General features: G+C 73.1%; 20 protein-coding genes. 12 read left to right on the forward strand and 8 right to left on the reverse strand.

Translation table 11 applies throughout. The features are described 5' to 3' along the window. Positions 1 to 254: 254 nt before the first annotated feature. From AB0M88_RS34195 to AB0M88_RS34210, 4 genes are all read right to left on the reverse strand, one after another. Entirely contained in the window at positions 255 to 3,053 is a 2,799-nt protein-coding gene (locus tag AB0M88_RS34195) for an AAA family ATPase (RefSeq protein WP_364109862.1), read from the reverse strand. A gap of 78 nt (positions 3,054 to 3,131) precedes the next feature. Continuing rightward, the gene (locus tag AB0M88_RS34200; RefSeq protein ID WP_364109864.1) at positions 3,132 to 3,887 is read right to left on the reverse strand and encodes a BTAD domain-containing putative transcriptional regulator; all 756 of its coding nucleotides are present in this window, start codon (positions 3,885 to 3,887) and stop codon (positions 3,132 to 3,134) included. 79 nt (positions 3,888 to 3,966) lie between these two features. Beyond that, the gene (locus tag AB0M88_RS34205) at positions 3,967 to 4,566 is read right to left on the reverse strand and encodes a BTAD domain-containing putative transcriptional regulator (protein WP_364109866.1); all 600 of its coding nucleotides are present in this window, start codon (positions 4,564 to 4,566) and stop codon (positions 3,967 to 3,969) included. A 10-nt stretch (positions 4,567 to 4,576) separates the two neighbouring features. Beyond that, on the reverse strand, positions 4,577 to 4,792 hold the full coding sequence (locus AB0M88_RS34210; protein WP_364109868.1) for a hypothetical protein: 216 nt from the start codon (positions 4,790 to 4,792) through the stop codon (positions 4,577 to 4,579). Between the two features lie 59 nt (positions 4,793 to 4,851). On the opposite strand from AB0M88_RS34210, the gene AB0M88_RS34215 reads away from it, so the two are divergent. After that, positions 4,852 to 5,250 carry a hypothetical protein gene (locus AB0M88_RS34215; RefSeq protein WP_364109871.1) on the forward strand — a complete coding sequence of 133 codons (399 nt, stop codon included), beginning with the start codon at positions 4,852 to 4,854 and terminating at the stop codon, positions 5,248 to 5,250. Here the strand turns inward: AB0M88_RS34215 and AB0M88_RS34220 are convergent. Both AB0M88_RS34220 and AB0M88_RS34225 read right to left on the reverse strand, forming a co-directional pair. Further along, complete coding sequence (locus AB0M88_RS34220; RefSeq protein ID WP_364109954.1) at positions 5,223 to 6,023, reverse strand: DUF72 domain-containing protein; 801 nt, start codon at positions 6,021 to 6,023, stop codon at positions 5,223 to 5,225. The two genes, AB0M88_RS34215 and AB0M88_RS34220, sit on opposite strands and share 28 nt — an antisense overlap. A gap of 23 nt (positions 6,024 to 6,046) precedes the next feature. After that, positions 6,047 to 6,694, reverse strand: coding sequence for a helix-turn-helix domain-containing protein (locus AB0M88_RS34225; protein WP_364109873.1), 648 nt, complete (start codon positions 6,692 to 6,694; stop codon positions 6,047 to 6,049). 85 nt (positions 6,695 to 6,779) lie between these two features. Between AB0M88_RS34225 and AB0M88_RS34230 the strand changes: the two genes are divergently transcribed. From AB0M88_RS34230 to AB0M88_RS34245, 4 genes are all read left to right on the forward strand, one after another. Beyond that, a complete protein-coding gene (locus AB0M88_RS34230) occupies positions 6,780 to 8,186 on the forward strand; it encodes a DHA2 family efflux MFS transporter permease subunit (protein WP_364109875.1) in 1,407 nt (468 codons plus the stop codon). Positions 8,187 to 8,191: 5 nt separating this feature from the next. Further along, positions 8,192 to 8,542: a VOC family protein gene (locus AB0M88_RS34235; RefSeq protein ID WP_364109878.1), complete on the forward strand. Its 351-nt coding sequence runs from the start codon at positions 8,192 to 8,194 to the stop codon at positions 8,540 to 8,542. A gap of 127 nt (positions 8,543 to 8,669) precedes the next feature. Then, the gene (locus AB0M88_RS34240; RefSeq protein ID WP_364109880.1) at positions 8,670 to 10,115 is read left to right on the forward strand and encodes an NAD(P)/FAD-dependent oxidoreductase; all 1,446 of its coding nucleotides are present in this window, start codon (positions 8,670 to 8,672) and stop codon (positions 10,113 to 10,115) included. A gap of 62 nt (positions 10,116 to 10,177) precedes the next feature. Next, positions 10,178 to 11,035: an MEDS domain-containing protein gene (locus AB0M88_RS34245; RefSeq protein ID WP_364109882.1), complete on the forward strand. Its 858-nt coding sequence runs from the start codon at positions 10,178 to 10,180 to the stop codon at positions 11,033 to 11,035. Between the two features lie 27 nt (positions 11,036 to 11,062). On the opposite strand, the gene AB0M88_RS34250 is transcribed toward AB0M88_RS34245, so the two are convergent. After that, a complete protein-coding gene (locus tag AB0M88_RS34250; protein ID WP_364109884.1) occupies positions 11,063 to 11,422 on the reverse strand; it encodes a nuclear transport factor 2 family protein in 360 nt (119 codons plus the stop codon). A gap of 51 nt (positions 11,423 to 11,473) precedes the next feature. On the opposite strand from AB0M88_RS34250, the gene AB0M88_RS34255 reads away from it, so the two are divergent. Next, positions 11,474 to 12,487, forward strand: coding sequence for a WYL domain-containing protein (locus AB0M88_RS34255; protein ID WP_364109886.1), 1,014 nt, complete (start codon positions 11,474 to 11,476; stop codon positions 12,485 to 12,487). On the opposite strand, the gene AB0M88_RS34260 is transcribed toward AB0M88_RS34255, so the two are convergent. Then, on the reverse strand, positions 12,453 to 12,710 hold the full coding sequence (locus tag AB0M88_RS34260; protein WP_364109888.1) for a hypothetical protein: 258 nt from the start codon (positions 12,708 to 12,710) through the stop codon (positions 12,453 to 12,455). The genes AB0M88_RS34255 and AB0M88_RS34260 overlap by 35 nt on opposite strands. A gap of 146 nt (positions 12,711 to 12,856) precedes the next feature. On the opposite strand from AB0M88_RS34260, the gene AB0M88_RS34265 reads away from it, so the two are divergent. From AB0M88_RS34265 to AB0M88_RS34290, 6 genes are all read left to right on the forward strand, one after another. Then, positions 12,857 to 13,447: a class I SAM-dependent methyltransferase gene (locus AB0M88_RS34265; protein WP_364109890.1), complete on the forward strand. Its 591-nt coding sequence runs from the start codon at positions 12,857 to 12,859 to the stop codon at positions 13,445 to 13,447. A 173-nt stretch (positions 13,448 to 13,620) separates the two neighbouring features. Next, on the forward strand, positions 13,621 to 13,992 hold the full coding sequence (locus AB0M88_RS34270) for a DUF2752 domain-containing protein (RefSeq protein ID WP_364109892.1): 372 nt from the start codon (positions 13,621 to 13,623) through the stop codon (positions 13,990 to 13,992). Continuing rightward, positions 13,993 to 14,604, forward strand: a complete 612-nt coding sequence (locus AB0M88_RS34275) for an RDD family protein (protein WP_364109894.1) — start codon at positions 13,993 to 13,995, stop codon at positions 14,602 to 14,604. 134 nt (positions 14,605 to 14,738) lie between these two features. Continuing rightward, positions 14,739 to 15,002, forward strand: a complete 264-nt coding sequence (locus AB0M88_RS34280; protein WP_364109896.1) for a hypothetical protein — start codon at positions 14,739 to 14,741, stop codon at positions 15,000 to 15,002. 53 nt (positions 15,003 to 15,055) lie between these two features. After that, entirely contained in the window at positions 15,056 to 15,850 is a 795-nt protein-coding gene (locus AB0M88_RS34285; protein ID WP_364109956.1) for an SAM-dependent methyltransferase, read from the forward strand. A 65-nt stretch (positions 15,851 to 15,915) separates the two neighbouring features. Next, positions 15,916 to 17,556, forward strand: coding sequence for an acetolactate synthase large subunit (locus AB0M88_RS34290; protein WP_364109898.1), 1,641 nt, complete (start codon positions 15,916 to 15,918; stop codon positions 17,554 to 17,556). Positions 17,557 to 17,638: the final 82 nt, after the last annotated feature.

The raw sequence follows: 17,638 nt of genomic DNA on the forward strand, positions 1-17,638 counted from the left end.
CTCTTCGTGAGGTGTTAGGTTTGGGCGGGGTCCCAAGGCTGGGCGACCCGCCCCTCCCGCGCTCCAGCGGCCGGCCGGGTCGGCGCGGGTCAAGCCCGGCGGCGGCCGGCCCTCCCGCGCTCCAGCGGCCGGCAGGGTCGGCGCGGGTCAAGCCCGGCGGCGGCCGGCCCTCCCGCGCTCCAGCGGCCGGCCGGGTCGGCGCGGGTCAAGCCCGGCGGCGGCCGGCCCTCGGCCTTGCCGAGAGCCGGAACCGCTTATCGGACGAGGCCGGCGGCGACCAGCGCCCGGGTGAGATCCGTACGCGACCGCACCCCCAGCTTCCGGTAGACGCGCGTCAGATGGGCCTCGACCGTCTTGCGCGACACGAACAGCACGGTCGCCGCCTCGGCGTTGTTCAGGCCGCCCGCGATCGCCCGCGCCACCTGGACCTCCTGCGGCGACAGCAGGTCGAGCAGGCTCGGCCCGGCGCTGGGCAGCGGCCGCACCCCGGCCGCCGCCAGCTCGGCGGCCGCCCGGGCCGCCCACGGCGCCGCCCCCAGCGACTCGAACGTCGCGTGCGCCGCGGTCAGCGGCACCCGCGCCGCGGCCGGCCGCCGGAACCGGCGCAGCGCCTCGCCCCGGCACAGCAGGGTGCGGGCCCGCTCGTACGGGTAGTCGCGCATCCGGTGATGGCGCTCGGCCTCCGCGAACGCCTGCTCCGCCTCGTCGAGACCCGGGGCGAGCATCCCGCGGCAGCGCCCGACCGCCGCCCGGGCCCAGCTCAGCCCGCTGCGGCCGGCCATCTCGGTCAGCCAGTCGAGGGCCGGCCGGGCACGGTCCGGGTGGCCCGCCCGCACGTGGGCCTCGACCAGGTCGGCGGCGAACGGGACGATCCGCGGGTTGCCCAGCGCCCGCCGGTGGGCGAGCCGCAGCACCTCGCCGAGCGTGGCCGCCGCGTCGTCGTAGTCGGCCGCTCCGAGCGCCGCGACGCCCAGCGCGGTGTTCAGGTAGAACTCGAGGCTGCCGATCCCGTACGGCCCGATCTCGCGGCGGGCCCGGCTGACGTGCCCGACGCATCCCTGCCGGTCGCCGCGCTGGCCGTCGAGCCGGGCCAGGAGGCTCAGCGTGTAGCCGACCGACCCGGGCTGGCTCAGCTCCTCGGCCCAGCGCAGTCCCTCGGCCCAGTCCGCCTCGGCCTCGGCCCACCGGCCGGCCCAGTGCTCGGCGTCGCCGCGGATCGCCAGGGCGACCGGCAGCACGCCGGGCGCGGTGTGCCGGCGGGCGGTGATGATCGTCCCGGTGATCACCGACAGGCCGGGGGCGTCCTGCTCGGTGATCAGGAGACCCTGCGCGAGCATCGCGTTGAGCAGCTGGTCGGCGACCGCGTCGGAGCCGCCGGCCAGAAAGCGCGCGGCCGTGTCGAGACCGGGGCGGGCCTCGTCGGTGCGGCCGCTCAGGGCCAGCGCGGAGCTGTGCATCAGCACGGCCCGGGGAGCGTCGAAGCCGTTCGCCGCCGCCAGGTCGAGGGCCTCCGCGGCCCGGCCGAGCATCGCGCCGACCTCGGCGTTGAGGGAGGCCGGCATCGCCGACTCGGTGAGCAGCGCGGCCGCGCGGGCCGGGTCCACGTCGCGCACCCGGTCGACCGCGTCGACCAGCAGCCGGTAGGCACGTCCGGTGTGACCGGTCCACGTGCCGATGCGGCCGCGCAGCAGCTCGATGTCGGCCCGCAGCAACGGATCGGTGACCACCAGCAGGGCCTCGTCGCACCAGGCGGCCGCCCGGGGCGCGGCCCCGGCCAGGAACGCGTCGGTGGCCGCGTTGCGCAGCAGGCCGGCCCGGGCGTCCGGGTCGAGGGTCAGTTCGGCCGCGCGGTACCAGGCCCGGGCGGCCCCGTCGTAGCCGCTGCGCCGCCGGGCCAGCCGGGCCGCCTCGGCCAGTTCGGCCGCCACCGCCGCGTCGGGGCCGGTCGCGGCGGACGCGCGGTACCAGGCCCGGGCGGTGCCCGAGCTGACCCCGGCCAGGGCGTCGCAGGCGGCCCGCCGGTCGGCCAGCGAGACGTTGCGCAGCACGGCCGAGCGCAGCAGCGGGTGCCGGAACTCGTAGTCGGTCCCGTCGGTCACCACGATCCGGGCTTCCTCGGCCGGGGCGAGGTCGGCCAGGCTCAGGCCCCGTCGCTCCAGGGCCGCCTCCAGCACCGTGATCTCCGGCGCGCGGCTGACCCCGACCACGGCCAGCGCGGCCCGGGTGCGGGACGGCAGTTCCGTGATGCGCGGCAGCCAGGCCTCGCCGGGCGGGAGCGTGTCACCGATCGGCCGGTCGCCGGCCAGCTCGGCGTCGTCGAGCGAGGCCACCCACTCGATCAACGCGAGCGGGTTGCCGCCCGTCCGCTCGACCAGGTCGTCGACGACGGTGGCCGACGGCTCCCAGCCCCGCTCGCGCAGCAGCCGGGCGCAGTCGGACCGGGACAGGCCGGCCAGCTCGAGCACCGGTAGGTCGCTGCAGCGGCGGCGCAGGTCGGCGTCGTCGCGGCCGGTCATCACCAGCGCGATCCGCTCCGAGCCCAGCCGGCGGGCGGCGAACAGCAGCGCCCGCTGCGACGACTGGTCGACCCAGTGCAGGTCGTCGACGAGGATGACCAGCGGGGCGATCTCGGAGGCGGCGGCCAGCACGTTGAGGGCGGCGGCGCACACCGCGTACGGATTGGGGGTCTCGGTCTCGGTGAGCGCGAGCGAACCGCTGAGCGCATCCCGTTGCACCGCCGGAAGTTCCGCGAAGTGCCCGCGCAGCGGGATGAGCAGGTCGGCCAGGGCGGCATAGGGCAGGACCGCCTCGGACTCGACGCCGCGGGCGCGCAGCACCCGGGACGAGGCGATGCCGGCCGCGTAGTCGAGCAGGGTGGTCTTGCCGACTCCGGGGTCGCCCCACAGCAGCAGGGCGATGCCCCGGCTCGCGGCGGCCTTCACCGCGACGGCGAGAAGGCGGCACTCCCGCTCTCTGCCGATCGGTTGTCTCGCCTGCCCCGCGACCCCCGCGGCCGTGACGGCGATCGCGCGGCGTACGTCCTCCCCGGCCATGACGGCTCCCGGCGGCTCGTCGCTGATGCCCCGCTCAGTCTGCGCTCCCGCCGGGACCCGCCACGCCCCTCCTGTCGGCTACCGGACCGCCAACGTAGGGAGGTGCCCGATGCGGGCCGCCGTGATCAGCTGCCACAGCTCGGGGGCCGGTTCGACCCCGAGTTCGGCGGCGAGCAGCTCGCGATAGGACCGGAAGGTGCGCTGCGCCTCGACCAGGTTGCCCTCGGCCAGGTGGGCTCCGATCAGGGCGCGCTGGGCGCTGTCCCGCAGGGGGTCGGCGCAGACCGCGGCTATCGCCGCGTCAACCGCCTGGGCGTGCCGTCCGGCCGCGGACAGGCCGCGGCTCACCTGCTCCAGGGCGTGCAGGATCCGGGTACGCACCCGCTCGCGCTCGACGATCACCCAGTCGTCGTACCAGCCCGGCAGCAGGTCGAGTGCGGCGTCGACGCCGTCCGGGACGACCAGTTCGGACGGGCCGGTCCCGCCGCCGGTCACCCGCCCGGCCCAGCCGGACAGGATTTCCAGGTCGACCGCCACCTCGTCGCCGAGGGCCAGCGTGGCGCCGTCGGACTCGACGATCACCGCGCCGGCCCCGGCGCCGCGCAGCCGCCACATCGCCGAGCGCAGGTTGCCGCCCGCGCGCGACTCGGTGACGTCCGGCCAGAGCGTGGCCGCGACCACCCGCCGGCCGGCCGGGCGGCGGCGGAAGGCCAGGTAGATGAGCAGCCGGAGGCTGCTTTCGGGCAGTACGGCGGGCTGGCCGCGCACCCGCAGGTATGGCCCGTCCAAGACGTGCAGGACGGCCTCCGGGCGATAAGTGAGACATGCGTTCATGGCCCCTCCTCGTTTCAAGCCCGCCAAGCGTCGCGTGCGGAGGGGGCGGGCCGCTTCCGGGCAATCCCTAGAAATCGATTCAGCGGGCGGCCGCGGCCCGGCTGACGGCCGCGAGGAGCCGGTGCGCGGTGGCCCGCCGGGGTTCGGCGGCGGTGAGCAGGCGGGCGGCGGCCAGCGCGCGGTCGAGGTCGCCGGCCGTGAGCAGGGCGGACGCCCGGGCCTCCATCGCGTGCAGCACCCGCTGGCGCAGCCGCTCGCGGTAGGGGCCGACCCACTCGTCGGGCCAGCCGGGGAGCAGGCCCGGGCGCGAGCGGTGCCAGGCCGCCTCGTCGCGGTCCGAGGCGGGGCCGCCGCCGATCAGGCGTAGCGCCCAGGCGGCGACCTGGTCGGCGTCGACCGTGACGCCGGGGTGCAGCCAGACCTGGCGCTTGTCGGATTCGAGCACGGTGATGCCGGCCGCTCGCAGGCGCCACAGGGCGGAGCGCAGGTTGCCGGCCGCCCGCACGTCGTCGCACGCCGGCCACAGGGTGCCGGCGGCGTGGCGGCGGTCGAGGTGGCAGCGGTGGAGTGCGGCGTACGCGATCAGCCGCCTGCCGCCCGCGGGGATCTCGCAGCCGTCGCTCTCGCGGAAGACGAGGCGCGGCTCGCCGAACAGCAGGAGCGTCGTCGGACCCGGCATGCCGGACAGGCTACGACGGTGGAGTCACCGGGCCGTCACTCATCGCGATCAGGAATGCCCGCACGTCGTCGAGCGCGTCCCGGCTCGACACGACGCTCCGGCGCAGCGTCTCGGCCGGCCGGGTCAGATCCGGCACCACCAGGATCGTGATCAGGGTCGGCGCCGTGGGCTGCCGCTCGACCGTGACCACGCAGACTCCGCGGATCGGCCGAGCTTCGGTAGGCATGGGAGTCAGCCTTCACGGCGGGCGTCACCGGGGCGTTCCCGGCGTGGAATGCTCGAATCATGAACCGGCCCCCGCGGTGGATGGCACCGCTGTTCGCCGTGCTCGGGGCGGGCACCGTCCCGTGGACCGTCTACCTGTCACTGACGCTGCCCGACCACGCGCGGACCCACAACTACCGCCTGGCCTGGGTCGGCTTCGACGTCATGCTGATCGTCGCGATGCTGCTGACCGCCTATCTGGCCTGGCGCGGGCGGCCGCTGGCCGGGCAGGCGGCCGGGTGCACGGCCACGATGCTGGTCGTCGACGCGTGGTTCGACGTGACGACGTCGGGCCGGCCCGACGTGGGCGTGGCCCTTCTGCTCGCCGCGCTGGTCGAGTTGCCGCTGGCCGCACTCTGCGGGTGGATCGCCCTGCTCGTGCAGCGCGCGGCTCAGAACAGCGCGACCGGAGCGGGCTGAGGCAGCGGTTCCAGGTCGGGCACGCGGGCGCGCACCTGGTCGTGGAAGCGGCGGGCCAGGGCGGGCGCGTCGGCGTTGTCCGGGGTGTGGATGAAGACGGTGGGGGAGCGGCCCTCGTTCAGCCAGGTCGCCGCGATCTCGACCCAGCGCTGCCAGCCCTCGGCGGTGCGGGCCGGGTCGTCGCGGCCCAGGTAGCGGATGATCGGGTGGTCGGTGAGCGCCTTGGTGCGCAGGGGCATGCGGGGTTTCTTGGCCCAGGCGTCGCGTTCGGCCTCGCTCGTCGGCCGGGCGCTGAAGAAGCTGGTCGTGTCGAACGGGATCCATTCGGCGCCATGCGCTCGCAGCACCTCTTCGAGCCCCTCCGGATGCTCGAAGAACGCGGGGTGCCGGACCTCGACGGCGTAGCGGTAGGCGGTCGGGACGTGGTCGAGGAATTCCGCCAGAGCGTTCATTTCGGCCGGGCCGAAAGAACCGGGAAGCTGAATCCACAGGGCGTGGATGCGGGCCGTCAACGGCTCCACCGCGTACAGGAAATGCCGCAGTTCCTCGAAGCCGCCGGCGAGGCGGTGGCCGTGAGTCACGGTTTTCGGGAGCTTGAGGACGAACCGGAAGTCCTCCGGCGTCTGGGCGGCCCAGGAGGTGACCGTGTCGCGGGCCGGGGTGGCGTAGAAGGTCGTGTTGCCCTCGACCGCGGTGCACCACTCGGCGTAGCCGCGGAGGCGCTCGCTCGACTGGCCGACGAGGCGGGCCTCCCAGGCCTTGTGGGTCCACATCGCACACCCGACGGCGAGGCGCTTCACGCGCTCGCTCCCCGGAACTCGAACAGCCGGATGAACGTGTCGAGCAGCTCGCGCCGGCCGGTGAGGTCGACCAGGCCGCACCGGGCCGCCTGCATCAGCGCCCGGAAGGACGGCAGGTTGTCGGGCCGGAACGTGATGACGAGATCGGGATCGCCCGGGCCCGGGCCGACCCCGGCGTCGAGCTTGCCGTCGGTGACCACCGCGTAGACCTCGATGTCGCCCGAGTGGAGTTGCCACGACGCGTCGACGCCGGCCGCCAGGTCGTCGTTGAAGACCGCCCGCAGCGTCATCGTGAACGCCTCCGGCGTGACGATCTCGCCGTCGCGGGGGTCGTCGTCGAGCTGGGTGGCTCCCCAGCGGCCCAGCGCGAGGAGGGCCGGCTCGAGACTGTGGCCGGCCGGGGTCATCGCATAGACCACGCCGCGCTGCGGGGCGGGGGCGATCTGCCGCTCGACGATGCCGTTCTGCTCGAGCTCCTTGAGGCGGGTCGAGAGCACGTTGGTCGGGATGCCGGGCAGGCCGGTCAGCAGGTCGCTGTAGCGCCGGGGGTGGACGGCGAGGTCGCGCAGGATCAGCATCGCCCAGCGCTCACCGACCAGCTCCATGGCGCGAGCGAGACCGCAGTACTGCCCGAAGTGCTTCATGCGTCCGACTGTAGCAAATCCGCTGTGAGATTCACCTTCTAAAGTCAACTTGCAAAAACGAAGTGAAGTTGTCTACGGTCATGCCATGACTCAGTTGGCCGTGCGGCCTCCCCTGGCAACCCGACCGCGGGCGATCCTCACCGTCCTGTCGCTGGCCTCGTTCATGGCGAGCCTGGACCTGTTCATCGTCAACGTGGCGTTCGACCAGATCGGCGCCAGCTTCCGCGGCTCCTCGATCGGCGACGTGAGCTGGGTGCTCAACGCCTACGCGATCCTTTACGCGGCCCTGCTGGTGCCGCTGGGCCGGCTGGCCGACAAGGTCGGCCGCAAGCGGACGTTCCTGCTCGGCCTGGCCGTCTTCACCCTGGCCAGCGTGCTATGCGCGGTCGCGCCCGGCCTGTGGTGGCTGGTCGCCTTCCGGGTGCTGCAGGCGGCCGGCGCGGCCGCGCTGACACCGACCTCGCTCGGCCTGCTGCTCGCCGCGGTGCCGGCCGGCAAGCGCCTGGCCTACGTGCGGATCTGGTCGGCGGTGGCCGGCCTCGCGGCGGCGGCCGGCCCGGTCTTCGGCGGCCTGCTGGTCGCCGCCAGCTGGCGCTGGGTCTTCCTGGTCAACCTGCCGATCGGCATCCTCGCGCTGATCGCCGCCCAGCGGACCGTGCCCGACTCGCGCGACACCGCCGTCAGCAGGATCCCGGACGTCGTCGGCTCGGCCCTGCTGACGATCGGCATCGGCGCGCTGGCCCTCGGCATCGTCGAGGGCGGCGACTGGGGCTGGGGGAGCGGCCGCACCCTGACCTCGTTCCTGGTCGCGGCGCTGCTGGTCGGGTGGTTCGTCTGGCGGGCCGAACACCATCCGGTCCCGGTCGTCGATCCGGCGCTCTACCGCGTCCGCACGTTCGCGTCGGCCAACGTCGCCATGCTGATGTTCGGCGCCGGGCTCTCCGGCTACCTGCTGCTGGTCGTGCTCTGGCTGCAGAACGTGTGGCACTGGTCGACGATCACGACCGGTTTCGCGGTGGCGCCCGGCCCGGCGGCCGTCCCGGTGGTGACGCTGATCGCGCAGCGGCTGGCCCAGCGGACACCGGCCGGCCGGCTCGCGCTGATCGGCTGCGCCGCCTTCGCGGCCGGCGCGGTCCTCACGCTGGCACTGGTCGGCCCGCACGGTTCGTCGTACGCCCGCGAGCTTCTGCCCGGCCAGCTTCTCTCGGGCATCGGGATCGGGCTCGCGCTACCGACCCTGCTGTCCTCGGCCACCCACGACCTGCCCGCGCACCGCCGGTCGACCGGCAGCGGCGTCATCAACATGGCCCGCCAGATCGGGCTCGTGCTCGGCGTCAGCGTCGTCGTGGCGCTGGTCGGGACGCCCCACTCCTACGCGTCGGCGCACAGCGCCTTCGTGCACGGCTGGTGGGTGATGGCCGGCGTCCTCGTGGTCGCCGCGATCGCCTGCCTCGGTATGCCCATCCGTTCTGTCCGCAACGAAAGGAACTGATCACCATGTCCATCGCACCCTTCGGCGTCACGATCGACGCCCACGACGCCGCCGCGGTCGCCTCCTTCTGGGCCGGTGCGCTCGGCCGGAGCGTCGCCGACGGTGCCTCCGAGACCCAGGCCGCCGTCGAGGCCGACCCGGGCATCCCGGGGTCGCGCCTCGGGTTCCGGCAGGTCCCCGAGGACAAGAAGGTCAAGAACCGCATGCACTTCGACTTCGTGAACCCCGACTTCGACGCCGAGCTGGAGCGCCTGACCGGGCTCGGCGCGACCAAGCTGGCCGAGGCCAACCCGGGCTTCCGCTACGCCACGCTGGCCGACCCGGAGGGCAACGAGTTCGACGTCATCGCCGGCTGACCCCTTCGATGCCCCGGCCGCTCCCATCGCAGGGCGGCCGGGCTATTGGCAGTACGTCAACAGGCTGCTAACTTCTGGGTGCGGCCGGGCCGCCACCCGGCCGTTTTCCCGTTGCCCAGGGGGATCCGTGGCGCGCATCGTGATTGTCGGGGCCGGGTTCGGCGGCATCGCGGTCGCGGCGGCGCTGGTGCGGGCCGGCTTCGACGATCTGGTGCTGCTCGAAAAGGGCGACCGGATCGGCGGGGTGTGGCGCGACAACACCTATCCGGGGTGTGGCTGCGACATTCCGGCGCCGCTCTACTCATACTCGTTCGCGCCCAATCCGCTGTGGAGCCGCCGGTTTCCGCCCCGGCGCGAGATTCTGGGCTATCTGCAGGACTTCGCCGATCGGTGGGGGCTGCTCCCGCGCGTACGCCTCAATGCGCGAGTGACCGGTGCGGGCTGGGACGAGGCCACCGGAAGGTGGCGGGTTTCGACCGCCGACGGCGGCGAGATCGTGGCCGACGTGGTGATCCCGGCCGTCGGGCAGTTGAGCAGTCCCGTTGTCCCGGCGCTGAGGGGCGCGGAGCGGTTCGAGGGTCCGGCCGTTCATACCGCCCGCTGGCCCGAAGGTCTGACGGTCGACGGGCTGAACGTCGGGGTGATCGGCACCGGGGCCAGCGCGATCCAACTGGTGCCCGCGATCGCGGGCCGGGCCGGGCGGGTGACCGTCTTCCAGCGCACGCCGCCGTGGACGCTGCCCAAGCCGGACCGGCGGTACGGCCGCGCCCGGAAGGCGATCTACGGCCGCTTCCCGGGGCTGACCCGGCTGCCGCGGCTGGGGATGTGGGGGATGACCTGGGTGGCCGGCCGGGCGGTGACCGGGCACCGGGTGGCCGGGACCCTGCTCCGCGTGCTGTCGAACGCCCAGCGCAACGTGCAGGTCAGAGACCGGGCGCTGCGGGCCCGGGTGACCCCGGTCGAGCCGATGGGGTGCAAGCGGGTGCTGTTCACCAACGCCTGGTACCCGGCGCTGCGCCGGCCCGACGTCGACCTGGTGACCGCCCCGATCGACGAGGTGACGCCGGCGGGCGTGCGGACCTCCGACGGCGCCGAGCACCCGTGCGACGTGCTGGTCTACGCGACCGGATTCGACGCGGTCGACTTCCTCGTGCCGATCCGGATCACCGGGCGCGACGGGCGCGAACTCTCCGGGGAGTGGCGCGACGGAGCTTTCGCCTATCTCGGGATGGCCGTGCCGGGCTTTCCCAACCTGTTCCTCATGTACGGCCCGAACACCAACACCGGCAACAGCTCGGTGATCTACTTCCACGAGGCGCAGGCCCGCCACATCGTCCAGGCGGTCCGGCTGATCGCCGCCGGTGGGCGGCCTTTGGAGGTACGCCGCGACCGCTCGGACTCCTACGACGCCGAGATGCAGCGGCGACTGGCGGCGAGCGTGTGGACCGGCTGCCGCAGCTGGTACCGCACCGCGACCGGGCGGATCGTCACCAACTGGCCGGGCATGGCGGCCGAATACCGCCGTCGCACCCGCCGTCTGCGGCCCGCCGACTACGGCCGGTCCCCCGAATGAGGTACCGCCGCTGTTCCAGTTCGGCGGTACGGTGAGGCCAATCCCGGCCCGAAGGGAGGGCCGTGCGCGGCACTGGACTGCTGGACCGGCTCACCATCGGCGATCACATCTGCTGGCTGGTCGACGACGACCGGCTGCGCATGCGAGAGATCGCCGGTTTCGTGCGCGCCGGCCTCCGGGACCATCACCGGGTCGTCTACTGCGGTGACTGCCCCGACGTGGTGCTCGCGTGCATCGACGAGCAGGGCATCGACACCGCGACGGCGCTGGCCGGGGGGCAACTGGAGGCGACCACGGCCGAGGCGTGCTACCTGGCGGCCGGCGTCTTCGAACCGGAATCGGCGCTGCGGTTGTGGGAACCGATGGCCCGGGCCGCCCGGACGGCCGGCTACACCGGGGTACGCGTGCTCGGCGACATGAGCTGGGCCGGGCGGGGCGTGCCCGGGCGCGAGCACCTGTGCCGGTACGAGTCGCAGATCAACCGGGTCGTGCTCAACAACGAGCTGATCGGGGTGTGCGCGTACGACCGGCGCACGATCGACCCGCTGGAGCTGCGGCGCCTGGCCTGGCAGCACCCCGGGATCGCGGCGAGCGGGGCGCCGTACGACGAGCGGCTGGCCCTGCGTATCCGCCGGACGCGCCGCCCGGCCGGGCTGGTGCTCTCCGGCGAGGCCGATCTGGCCGGTCGCAACGCTCTGCGGGCGGTGGTCGAGAACGTGTTCGTCGACTGCGGCGCCGACGAGGTGACCGTCGACGTGGGCGGCCTGCGTTTCGCCGACCGGGCGGCCGCCCGCATTCTGGTGCGGGCGGGGCACGGGGCCGGGCGGGTGCGGCTGGTCGGCTGCTCGCCCGCGCTGTTGCGGCTGCTCGCCTTCACCGGCGCGGGCGACGCGCCCCGCCTGACCGTCGTGCCCGCCTGACGACCGTGGCCCCGCCCGCCGCCGCGGTCAGCCCGCTTGGGCCGCGCGGGCCTGGAAGGCCGGCAGGCGGTCGAAGACGGTGATCGCCCGGGTGATCCGGCCGTCCTCGACGGTCAGGTATTCCATGCCGTGGAAGACCTTGGCGAACGGGGTCTCGACGGCGTAGACCGCCGCGGCGTGACGGTCGTCGCCGACGACGTCGATCAGCTCGCTGCTGATGAGGGTGGTCGCGAACGGCTCCAGCAACCGGCGGAAGGCGTCCCGGCCGCGGATCTCGCCGCCCGGGGCCTGGCCGACGACGTCGTCGGAGACGAAGCTCAGGGCCTTCTCGACGTCGCCGCCGAGCCAGGCGCGGGCGTATTCGTGCGCAATCGTGGTAGCAGTCATGCGGGCCACCCTCTCTCACGTATATGACACCCTGCGTCATATAAAGGAACCATGAGATCGGACCGTTTGCTGTCGATCCTGTTGCTGCTGCAGACCCGCGGCCAGGTGCCCGCCTCCGAGCTGGCCGAGCGCCTGGAGGTCTCCGCGCGCACGATCATGCGTGACGTCGAGGCCCTGTCCACCGCTGGCGTGCCCGTCTACACCGTGCGCGGGCCCCGGGGCGGCATCGCGCTTCTCCCCGGCTATCGCACCGACGTCACCGGGCTGACCGCCGACGAGTCGCGGGCCCTGTTCGTGCTGCTGTCCGGCTCCGCGCACGCCGAACTCGGACTCGGGGCGGCCCTCGCGTCGGCGCTGCGCAAGGTCATGGCCGCGCTGCCCGCGCCGCACCGGCCCGACGCCGACCGGACCAGCCGCCGCATCATCATCGACCCGGTGCGCTGGCGGGGCACCTCCGGCCCCGCCCAGCCGGACATGTCGGCCTTCCAGCGGGCGGTGTTCGAGGACCGGCGGCTGCGGCTGCGCTACCGGCACGGCCGGGACAACCGCGTACGCACGTACACGCTGGACCCCTACGGCCTGGTCAACAAGGCCGGCGTCTGGTACCTCGTCGCCGACCGTGACGGCGAGCCGCGGCTGTTCCGCGCCGACCGCACCCGGTCGGCGACCGTCCTCGACGAGCCGGTGCGCCGCCGCGCCGGCCGGGAACTGGCCGACGTGTGGGAGGGCCTGCGCCGCGGCATCGAGGAACTCCCGGCCGAGGTCGCGGTCACCGCCCGCGTCCGCGACGAGACCCTGCCCATGTTCCTGCGCCTGCACGCGGCCGACCTGGCCTCGACCGGGCCCTCGGAGGAGCCGGGCTGGACCCGGGCCGAACTCCGCTTCCGGTCGGTCCTCGCCGCCCAGCCGCTGCTCGCCTTCGGCCCCGACGTCGAGGTTCTCACCCCGGACGACCTCCGGCGTTCCCTGGGCGCGACGGCCGAGGCGACCGCGGCGCTCTATCGTCCGGCCGGGCGGGAGGCCTCAGCGCTCAGCGGTCGCGGTGACGGTAGGCGTCGACGGTGAGGGCGGCGGCGGTCAGCGCGACCACCGTGCAGGTCAGGACCACGCCGGCGGCGCCCCAGGCGACCATGGCGACCGACAGCAGTCCCCACAGGACTCCACCGAGGACGGCCGCGGTGACGATGACGCGGCGCGGCCAGCGTCGTCGCCCGCTCAGCGAGGGGTAGTCGGCCCTGAGCTGGGCGACGATCTGCTCGAATTGGTGTTGTCGGTCGTTGGTTCCCATCGGGCACCTCGCGGCGTGAGATCCTGCGGACGAGCCTACCGCGACCGGAGGCGCGGGTCTTCCGGTGATTTGCGAGCACCCTACGCGCCACCGGCGAGCCGGTGCGTCCACGCTGGAGAAGGCCGGGTCCCCGCTAACGTGGTCGGGTGACGGACAACCTCTGGCTGCGCCAGATCGCCGAAAATCCGGACCACTCCCAGTGGTACATCCAGCGATTCCGGGACCTGGCGGCGCGCGGCGACGATCTGGCCGGCGAGGCCCGGCTCATCGACGCGATGGTGCCGCGGGGCGCCCGGATCCTGGACGCCGGCTGCGGCACCGGCCGGGTCGGCGGCCACCTCGCCGCGGCCGGGCACGACGTGCTCGGGGTCGACCTCGACCCGGAGCTGATCGCCGAGGCCCGGGCCGGGCATCCCGGTTCCACCTGGCTGGTCGGCGACCTCAGCGTCCTCGACGTTCCCGGACCCGGCTTCGACGTGGTCGTCTGTGCCGGCAACGTGATGATCTTCGTGGCCCCGTCGACCCGCCGCGAGGTCCTGCGGCGGTTCCGGGCCCACCTCGCCGACGGCGGCCGGGTCGCGGTCGGGTTCGGCGCCGGGCGGGGCTACGAGCACGAGGAGTTCCTGGCCGACGCGAAGTCGGTGGGCCTGGCGGCCGACCTCCTTCTCAGCACGTGGGACCTGCGGCCCTGGACACCCGGATCGGATTTCCTGGTGGCGCTGTTCGCGGCCGCCTGAACGGCCAAATTCCCGCCTGTTGGACATGCGACACGAAAAGTGGAGGTCGTGCCGTGTTTGGGGATCGCGCGGCGGCAGCGGACCACCTACGATCCCGAAGCTGGCTCTAGATCAAGGAGTTTGTCCTGCGTAGCTTCTCCGTCCCGGAGCGCCTCGGCGGCTTCGGTCTGCTCGTGGCCGGCGCGGCCGCGGTCTGGCCGTCGTTCACCGCAAGCACAGGCGCCGGGCTGCCCTGCCCGCTGCGGGCGCTGATCGGTGTGCCGTGCCCGTTCTGCGGGCTCACCACGGCGGCGATCGCGCTGGTGCGGGGCCGGGCGGAGACGGCGTTCCAGGCCAATCCACTGATCTTCGGGCTGGCGGTGCTCGCGGTTGCCGTCGGGCCGCTGGTGGCGCTGCGCGCCTTCGGCGTCATGAGCGGTCCCCGGCCGTGGTCCTCGCACCGGCAGCGCCGGTGGGGACAGGTCGCCGTGCTGGTCGCGGCCGCGAGCTGGCTGTTCCAACTGCATCGGCTCGGCGTGGGCCGGCCCTCATTAAGGATCATCTGAATGTCATATCCCCCGAACAACGACCCCTACGGTGGCCAGCAGGGTGGTCAGCCGCCGTACGGTGGCCAGGTCGGCGGCCAGCCGCCGCCCTACGGTGCCCAGCAGCCGTACGGCGCACCGCAGCAGCCGTACGGCGGCCAGCCCTACGGTTCCATGCCGCCGCCGCCCCCGGCCTACCCGATGCCGGCCCAGTCGGCGGCCTACGCCAGCTGGCTTCAGCGGGTCGGTGCCTACATCGTCGACGCGCTGTGCACCGCGCCGTTCTCGATCCTGGGCGCCCTGCTGGGCCGCAGCACCGACGACAACGGCGTGCAGACCATCAACGCGCTGTACTGGATCTTCCTGCTGCTCGGTCTCGCCGTCACGGTCTACAACCGGTACTTCCAGGCCGGCAAGACCGGGCAGAGCTGGGGCAAGAAGGCGCTCGGCATCCGCCTGATCGGCGAGCAGACCGGCCAGCCGATCGGGGCCGGCATGGCCTTCGTCCGCGACATCGCGCACTTCGTCGACGGCATCATCTGCTACGTCGGCTTCCTGTTCCCGCTCTGGGACGCCAAGAAGCAGACGCTGGCCGACAAGATCGTCAAGACGATCGTCGTCACCGCCAACTGACCGGTTCCCGGGCCGCCCGAACCGGGCGGCCCGGGGTCCGTCGCGATCTCGGCTGAACGCTACCGGCGCGCGGAACGTAAGGCTCTTTGAAACAGGCCACCGCACGACGGGCACGGTGGCGGGAAGGGCTCGAGATGTGGATCCTGCTGCTGATGTTCGCTCTCACCTGCGTCGTGGGGGCGGCCCTGATCCGGCCGCGGCCCGCGCCGGGACGGCACGCGGACGACTGGTCGGACGTCATCGAGCTGCCACCGGTCCCCAAGAGCCTGGAGGGAGCGCTGGTCGCCCGGCTCGACGACGGCGTCATCACGCGGTCGCAGTACCTGCGGGCGATGGAGCAGCTGGCCGCGCGGGACGACGAACGACACCCCCTGTCGGTGCCGCCCGAGGCCGGGTAGCGGCGGCGACGCGGTCGGCGCGGTCGTGATAGACCTTTCCCGTGAGCGACCCGATGAGCCGATTCGACGTGGGAGTCGCGCACCCCGCGCGGCGATACAACTACTGGCTGGGCGGCAAGGACAATTTCGCCGCCGACCGGGCGTCCGGTGACGCGATCGCCGCCACCTTCCCGACCATCCGCGACTCGGTGCGGGAAAACCGGAAGTTCCTGCGCCGCGCGGTGGAGTTCCTCGCCGGCCAGGCCGGGATCGACCAGTTCCTCGACGTCGGCACCGGCCTGCCGACGGCCGACAACACCCACGAGGTCGCGCAGCGGATCACGCCGCGGAGCCGCATCGTCTACGTCGACAACGACCCGATCGTGCTCGCCCACGCCCGCGCGCTGCTCACCAGCTCGGCGGAGGGCGCGACGGCCTACATCGACGCCGACCTCCGCGATCCGGCGAAGATCCTCGAAGCGCCGCCGCTGCAGGCCACCCTCGACTTCACCCGGCCGATCGCGCTGGTCATGCTGGCCGTCCTGCATTTCGTGCACGACCACCAGAATCCGTACGCTGTGGTCGGCCGCCTCGTCGAAGCGCTGCCGCCGGGCAGCTACCTGGTCATGTCGCACGCGACCTACGACCTGGTCGACACGGCGAAGGTCGAGGTCCTGGAGAAGCAGAGCGGCGGTCAGTGGCGCTCCCGCAGCCGCGACGAGTTCGCCCGGTTCTTCGACGGGCTGGAGCTGATCGACCCGGGCGTGGTGCCGATCGGCGACTGGCGGCCGGCCCCCGGCACCACCCGGCCCGACCCGGCCCAGATCGTGACCTACGGAGCCGTCGGCCGCGTCGGAACCCGGAGCTGAAAGTTCATGAGCGAGGAAAACGTCACAATGACTGAATTAGGGGCGGTCGGACACGTCATGAGGGCATGACCAAGCAAAAGGGATCGGACCTTCTGGTTCGCGCGCTCGAGAACGAGGGCGTCGAGCGCATCTTCGCGGTGCCCGGCGAGGAGAACCTCGACGTGCTCGAATCGCTGCGCACGTCGACGATCGAGCTCGTGCTGATGCGCCACGAGCAGCCCGCGGCGTTCATGGCCGCGACCTACGGGCGCCTCACCGGCAAGCCGGGCGTCGTTCTCACCACGCTCGGGCCGGGCGCCACCAATCTCACCACCGCCGCCGCGTACGCCCAGCTCGGCGGCATGCCGATGGTGATGATCACCGGTCAGAAGCCGATCCTGTCCGAGCCCCAGGCCCAGTTCCAGATCGTCGACATCGTCGGCATGATGGCGCCGCTGACCAAGCTGTCCCGGCAGATCGTCAGCACGGCGATGATCCCGACCACGGTGCGCAACGCGTTCCGCATCGCGACCGAGGAACGGCCGGGCGCGGTCCACCTCGAGCTGCCGGAGGACATCGCGGCCGAGCTCGGCGACGAACCACTGGTCAGGCCGCACGCCATGGTGCTGCCCGTCGCGGCCGACGCGGCACTCGACGCGGCGGCCGAGCGCCTCCTCGCCGCCGAGCGCCCGCTCGTGCTGATCGGCGCGGCGGCCAACCGGAGCCGCCTGGTGCCCTCGCTGTCGCGGTTCATCCGGCGCACCCGGCTGCCGTTCGTCAACACGCAGATGGGCAAGGGCGCGGTCGACGGCGCCGGCGACCTCTACCTGGGCACCGCCGCGCTCTCCGAGGGCGACTACGTGCACGACGCGATCGACCAGGCCGACCTGATCCTGGCGATCGGCCACGACACGGTCGAGAAGCCGCCGTTCCTCATGACCGGCCGGCCCCGCGAGGTCATCCACGTCGGGTTCGGGCCGGCCGCGGTCGAGGAGGTCTACTTCCCGCAATACGAGGTGATCGGCGACATCGCGGGCGGGCTCGACCAGCTCGGCGACCGGCTCGAGGGCAAGCTCCACCACGACCTCGGCTTCTTCCTCTCGCTGCGGTCGCAGATCCTGGCCCACGTCAACGAGGGCAGCCAGGACGGCCGGTTCCCGCCGGTCCCGCAGCGCATCGTCCACGATGTGCGGCAGGCGCTGCCGGACGACGGCGTCGTCACGCTCGACAACGGGACCTACAAGATCTGGTTCGCGCGCGGCTACCGGACCCACCTGGCCAACACGATCCTGCTCGACAACGCGCTGGCGACGATGGGGGCGGGCCTGCCCAGCGGCATGATGGCGGCGATGCTCGACCCGGCCCGCAAGGTGATCGCGGTCGCCGGCGACGGCGGCTTCATGATGAACTCGCAGGAGCTCGAGTCGGCGGTGCGCCTCGGGCTCAACCTGGTCGTGCTGATCGTCGAGGACGGCAGCTACGGCATGATCCGCTGGAAGCAGAGCCAGGCCGGCTTCACCGACTGGGGCCTGCAGTTCGGCAACCCCGACTTCGTGAAGTACGCCGAGGCGTACGGGGCGAAAGGCACCCGCGTGCAGCGCACCGAGGACCTCCTGCCGATCCTGCGGCAGGCCCTCGACGAGGGCGGTGTGCAGCTGGTCGTGGTGCCGGTCGACTACAGCGAGAACCAGCGGGTCCTGATCGACGAGCTCAAGAACCGCCGCTGACCTCGACGGCCACCGCCGCCCGGCGGTGGCCACCACCGGTGCGCGCGCCGGGTTGAGGAGCCCCAATATATTGAGGCGATCC

Origin of the sequence: Actinoplanes sp. NPDC051411 (assembly GCF_040682075.1) — a bacterium.
GTDB lineage: Bacteria > Actinomycetota > Actinomycetes > Mycobacteriales > Micromonosporaceae > Actinoplanes.

Bases quoted from the DNA above. Each gene is read 5' to 3' on its own strand.
- AB0M88_RS34195 (WP_364109862.1), bottom strand. From the start codon at position 3,053: ATGGCCGGGGAGGACGTACGCCGCGCGATCGCCGTCACGGCCGCGGGG.
- AB0M88_RS34200 (WP_364109864.1), bottom strand. From the start codon at position 3,887: ATGAACGCATGTCTCACTTATCGCCCGGAGGCCGTCCTGCACGTCTTG.
- AB0M88_RS34205 (WP_364109866.1), bottom strand. From the start codon at position 4,566: ATGCCGGGTCCGACGACGCTCCTGCTGTTCGGCGAGCCGCGCCTCGTC.
- AB0M88_RS34210 (WP_364109868.1), bottom strand. From the start codon at position 4,792: ATGCCTACCGAAGCTCGGCCGATCCGCGGAGTCTGCGTGGTCACGGTC.
- AB0M88_RS34215 (WP_364109871.1), top strand. From the start codon at position 4,852: ATGAACCGGCCCCCGCGGTGGATGGCACCGCTGTTCGCCGTGCTCGGG.
- AB0M88_RS34220 (WP_364109954.1), bottom strand. From the start codon at position 6,023: ATGTGGACCCACAAGGCCTGGGAGGCCCGCCTCGTCGGCCAGTCGAGC.
- AB0M88_RS34225 (WP_364109873.1), bottom strand. From the start codon at position 6,694: ATGAAGCACTTCGGGCAGTACTGCGGTCTCGCTCGCGCCATGGAGCTG.
- AB0M88_RS34230 (WP_364109875.1), top strand. From the start codon at position 6,780: ATGACTCAGTTGGCCGTGCGGCCTCCCCTGGCAACCCGACCGCGGGCG.
- AB0M88_RS34235 (WP_364109878.1), top strand. From the start codon at position 8,192: ATGTCCATCGCACCCTTCGGCGTCACGATCGACGCCCACGACGCCGCC.
- AB0M88_RS34250 (WP_364109884.1), bottom strand. From the start codon at position 11,422: ATGACTGCTACCACGATTGCGCACGAATACGCCCGCGCCTGGCTCGGC.
- AB0M88_RS34255 (WP_364109886.1), top strand. From the start codon at position 11,474: ATGAGATCGGACCGTTTGCTGTCGATCCTGTTGCTGCTGCAGACCCGC.
- AB0M88_RS34260 (WP_364109888.1), bottom strand. From the start codon at position 12,710: ATGGGAACCAACGACCGACAACACCAATTCGAGCAGATCGTCGCCCAG.
- AB0M88_RS34275 (WP_364109894.1), top strand. From the start codon at position 13,993: ATGTCATATCCCCCGAACAACGACCCCTACGGTGGCCAGCAGGGTGGT.
- AB0M88_RS34280 (WP_364109896.1), top strand. From the start codon at position 14,739: ATGTGGATCCTGCTGCTGATGTTCGCTCTCACCTGCGTCGTGGGGGCG.
- AB0M88_RS34285 (WP_364109956.1), top strand. From the start codon at position 15,056: ATGAGCCGATTCGACGTGGGAGTCGCGCACCCCGCGCGGCGATACAAC.
- AB0M88_RS34290 (WP_364109898.1), top strand. From the start codon at position 15,916: ATGACCAAGCAAAAGGGATCGGACCTTCTGGTTCGCGCGCTCGAGAAC.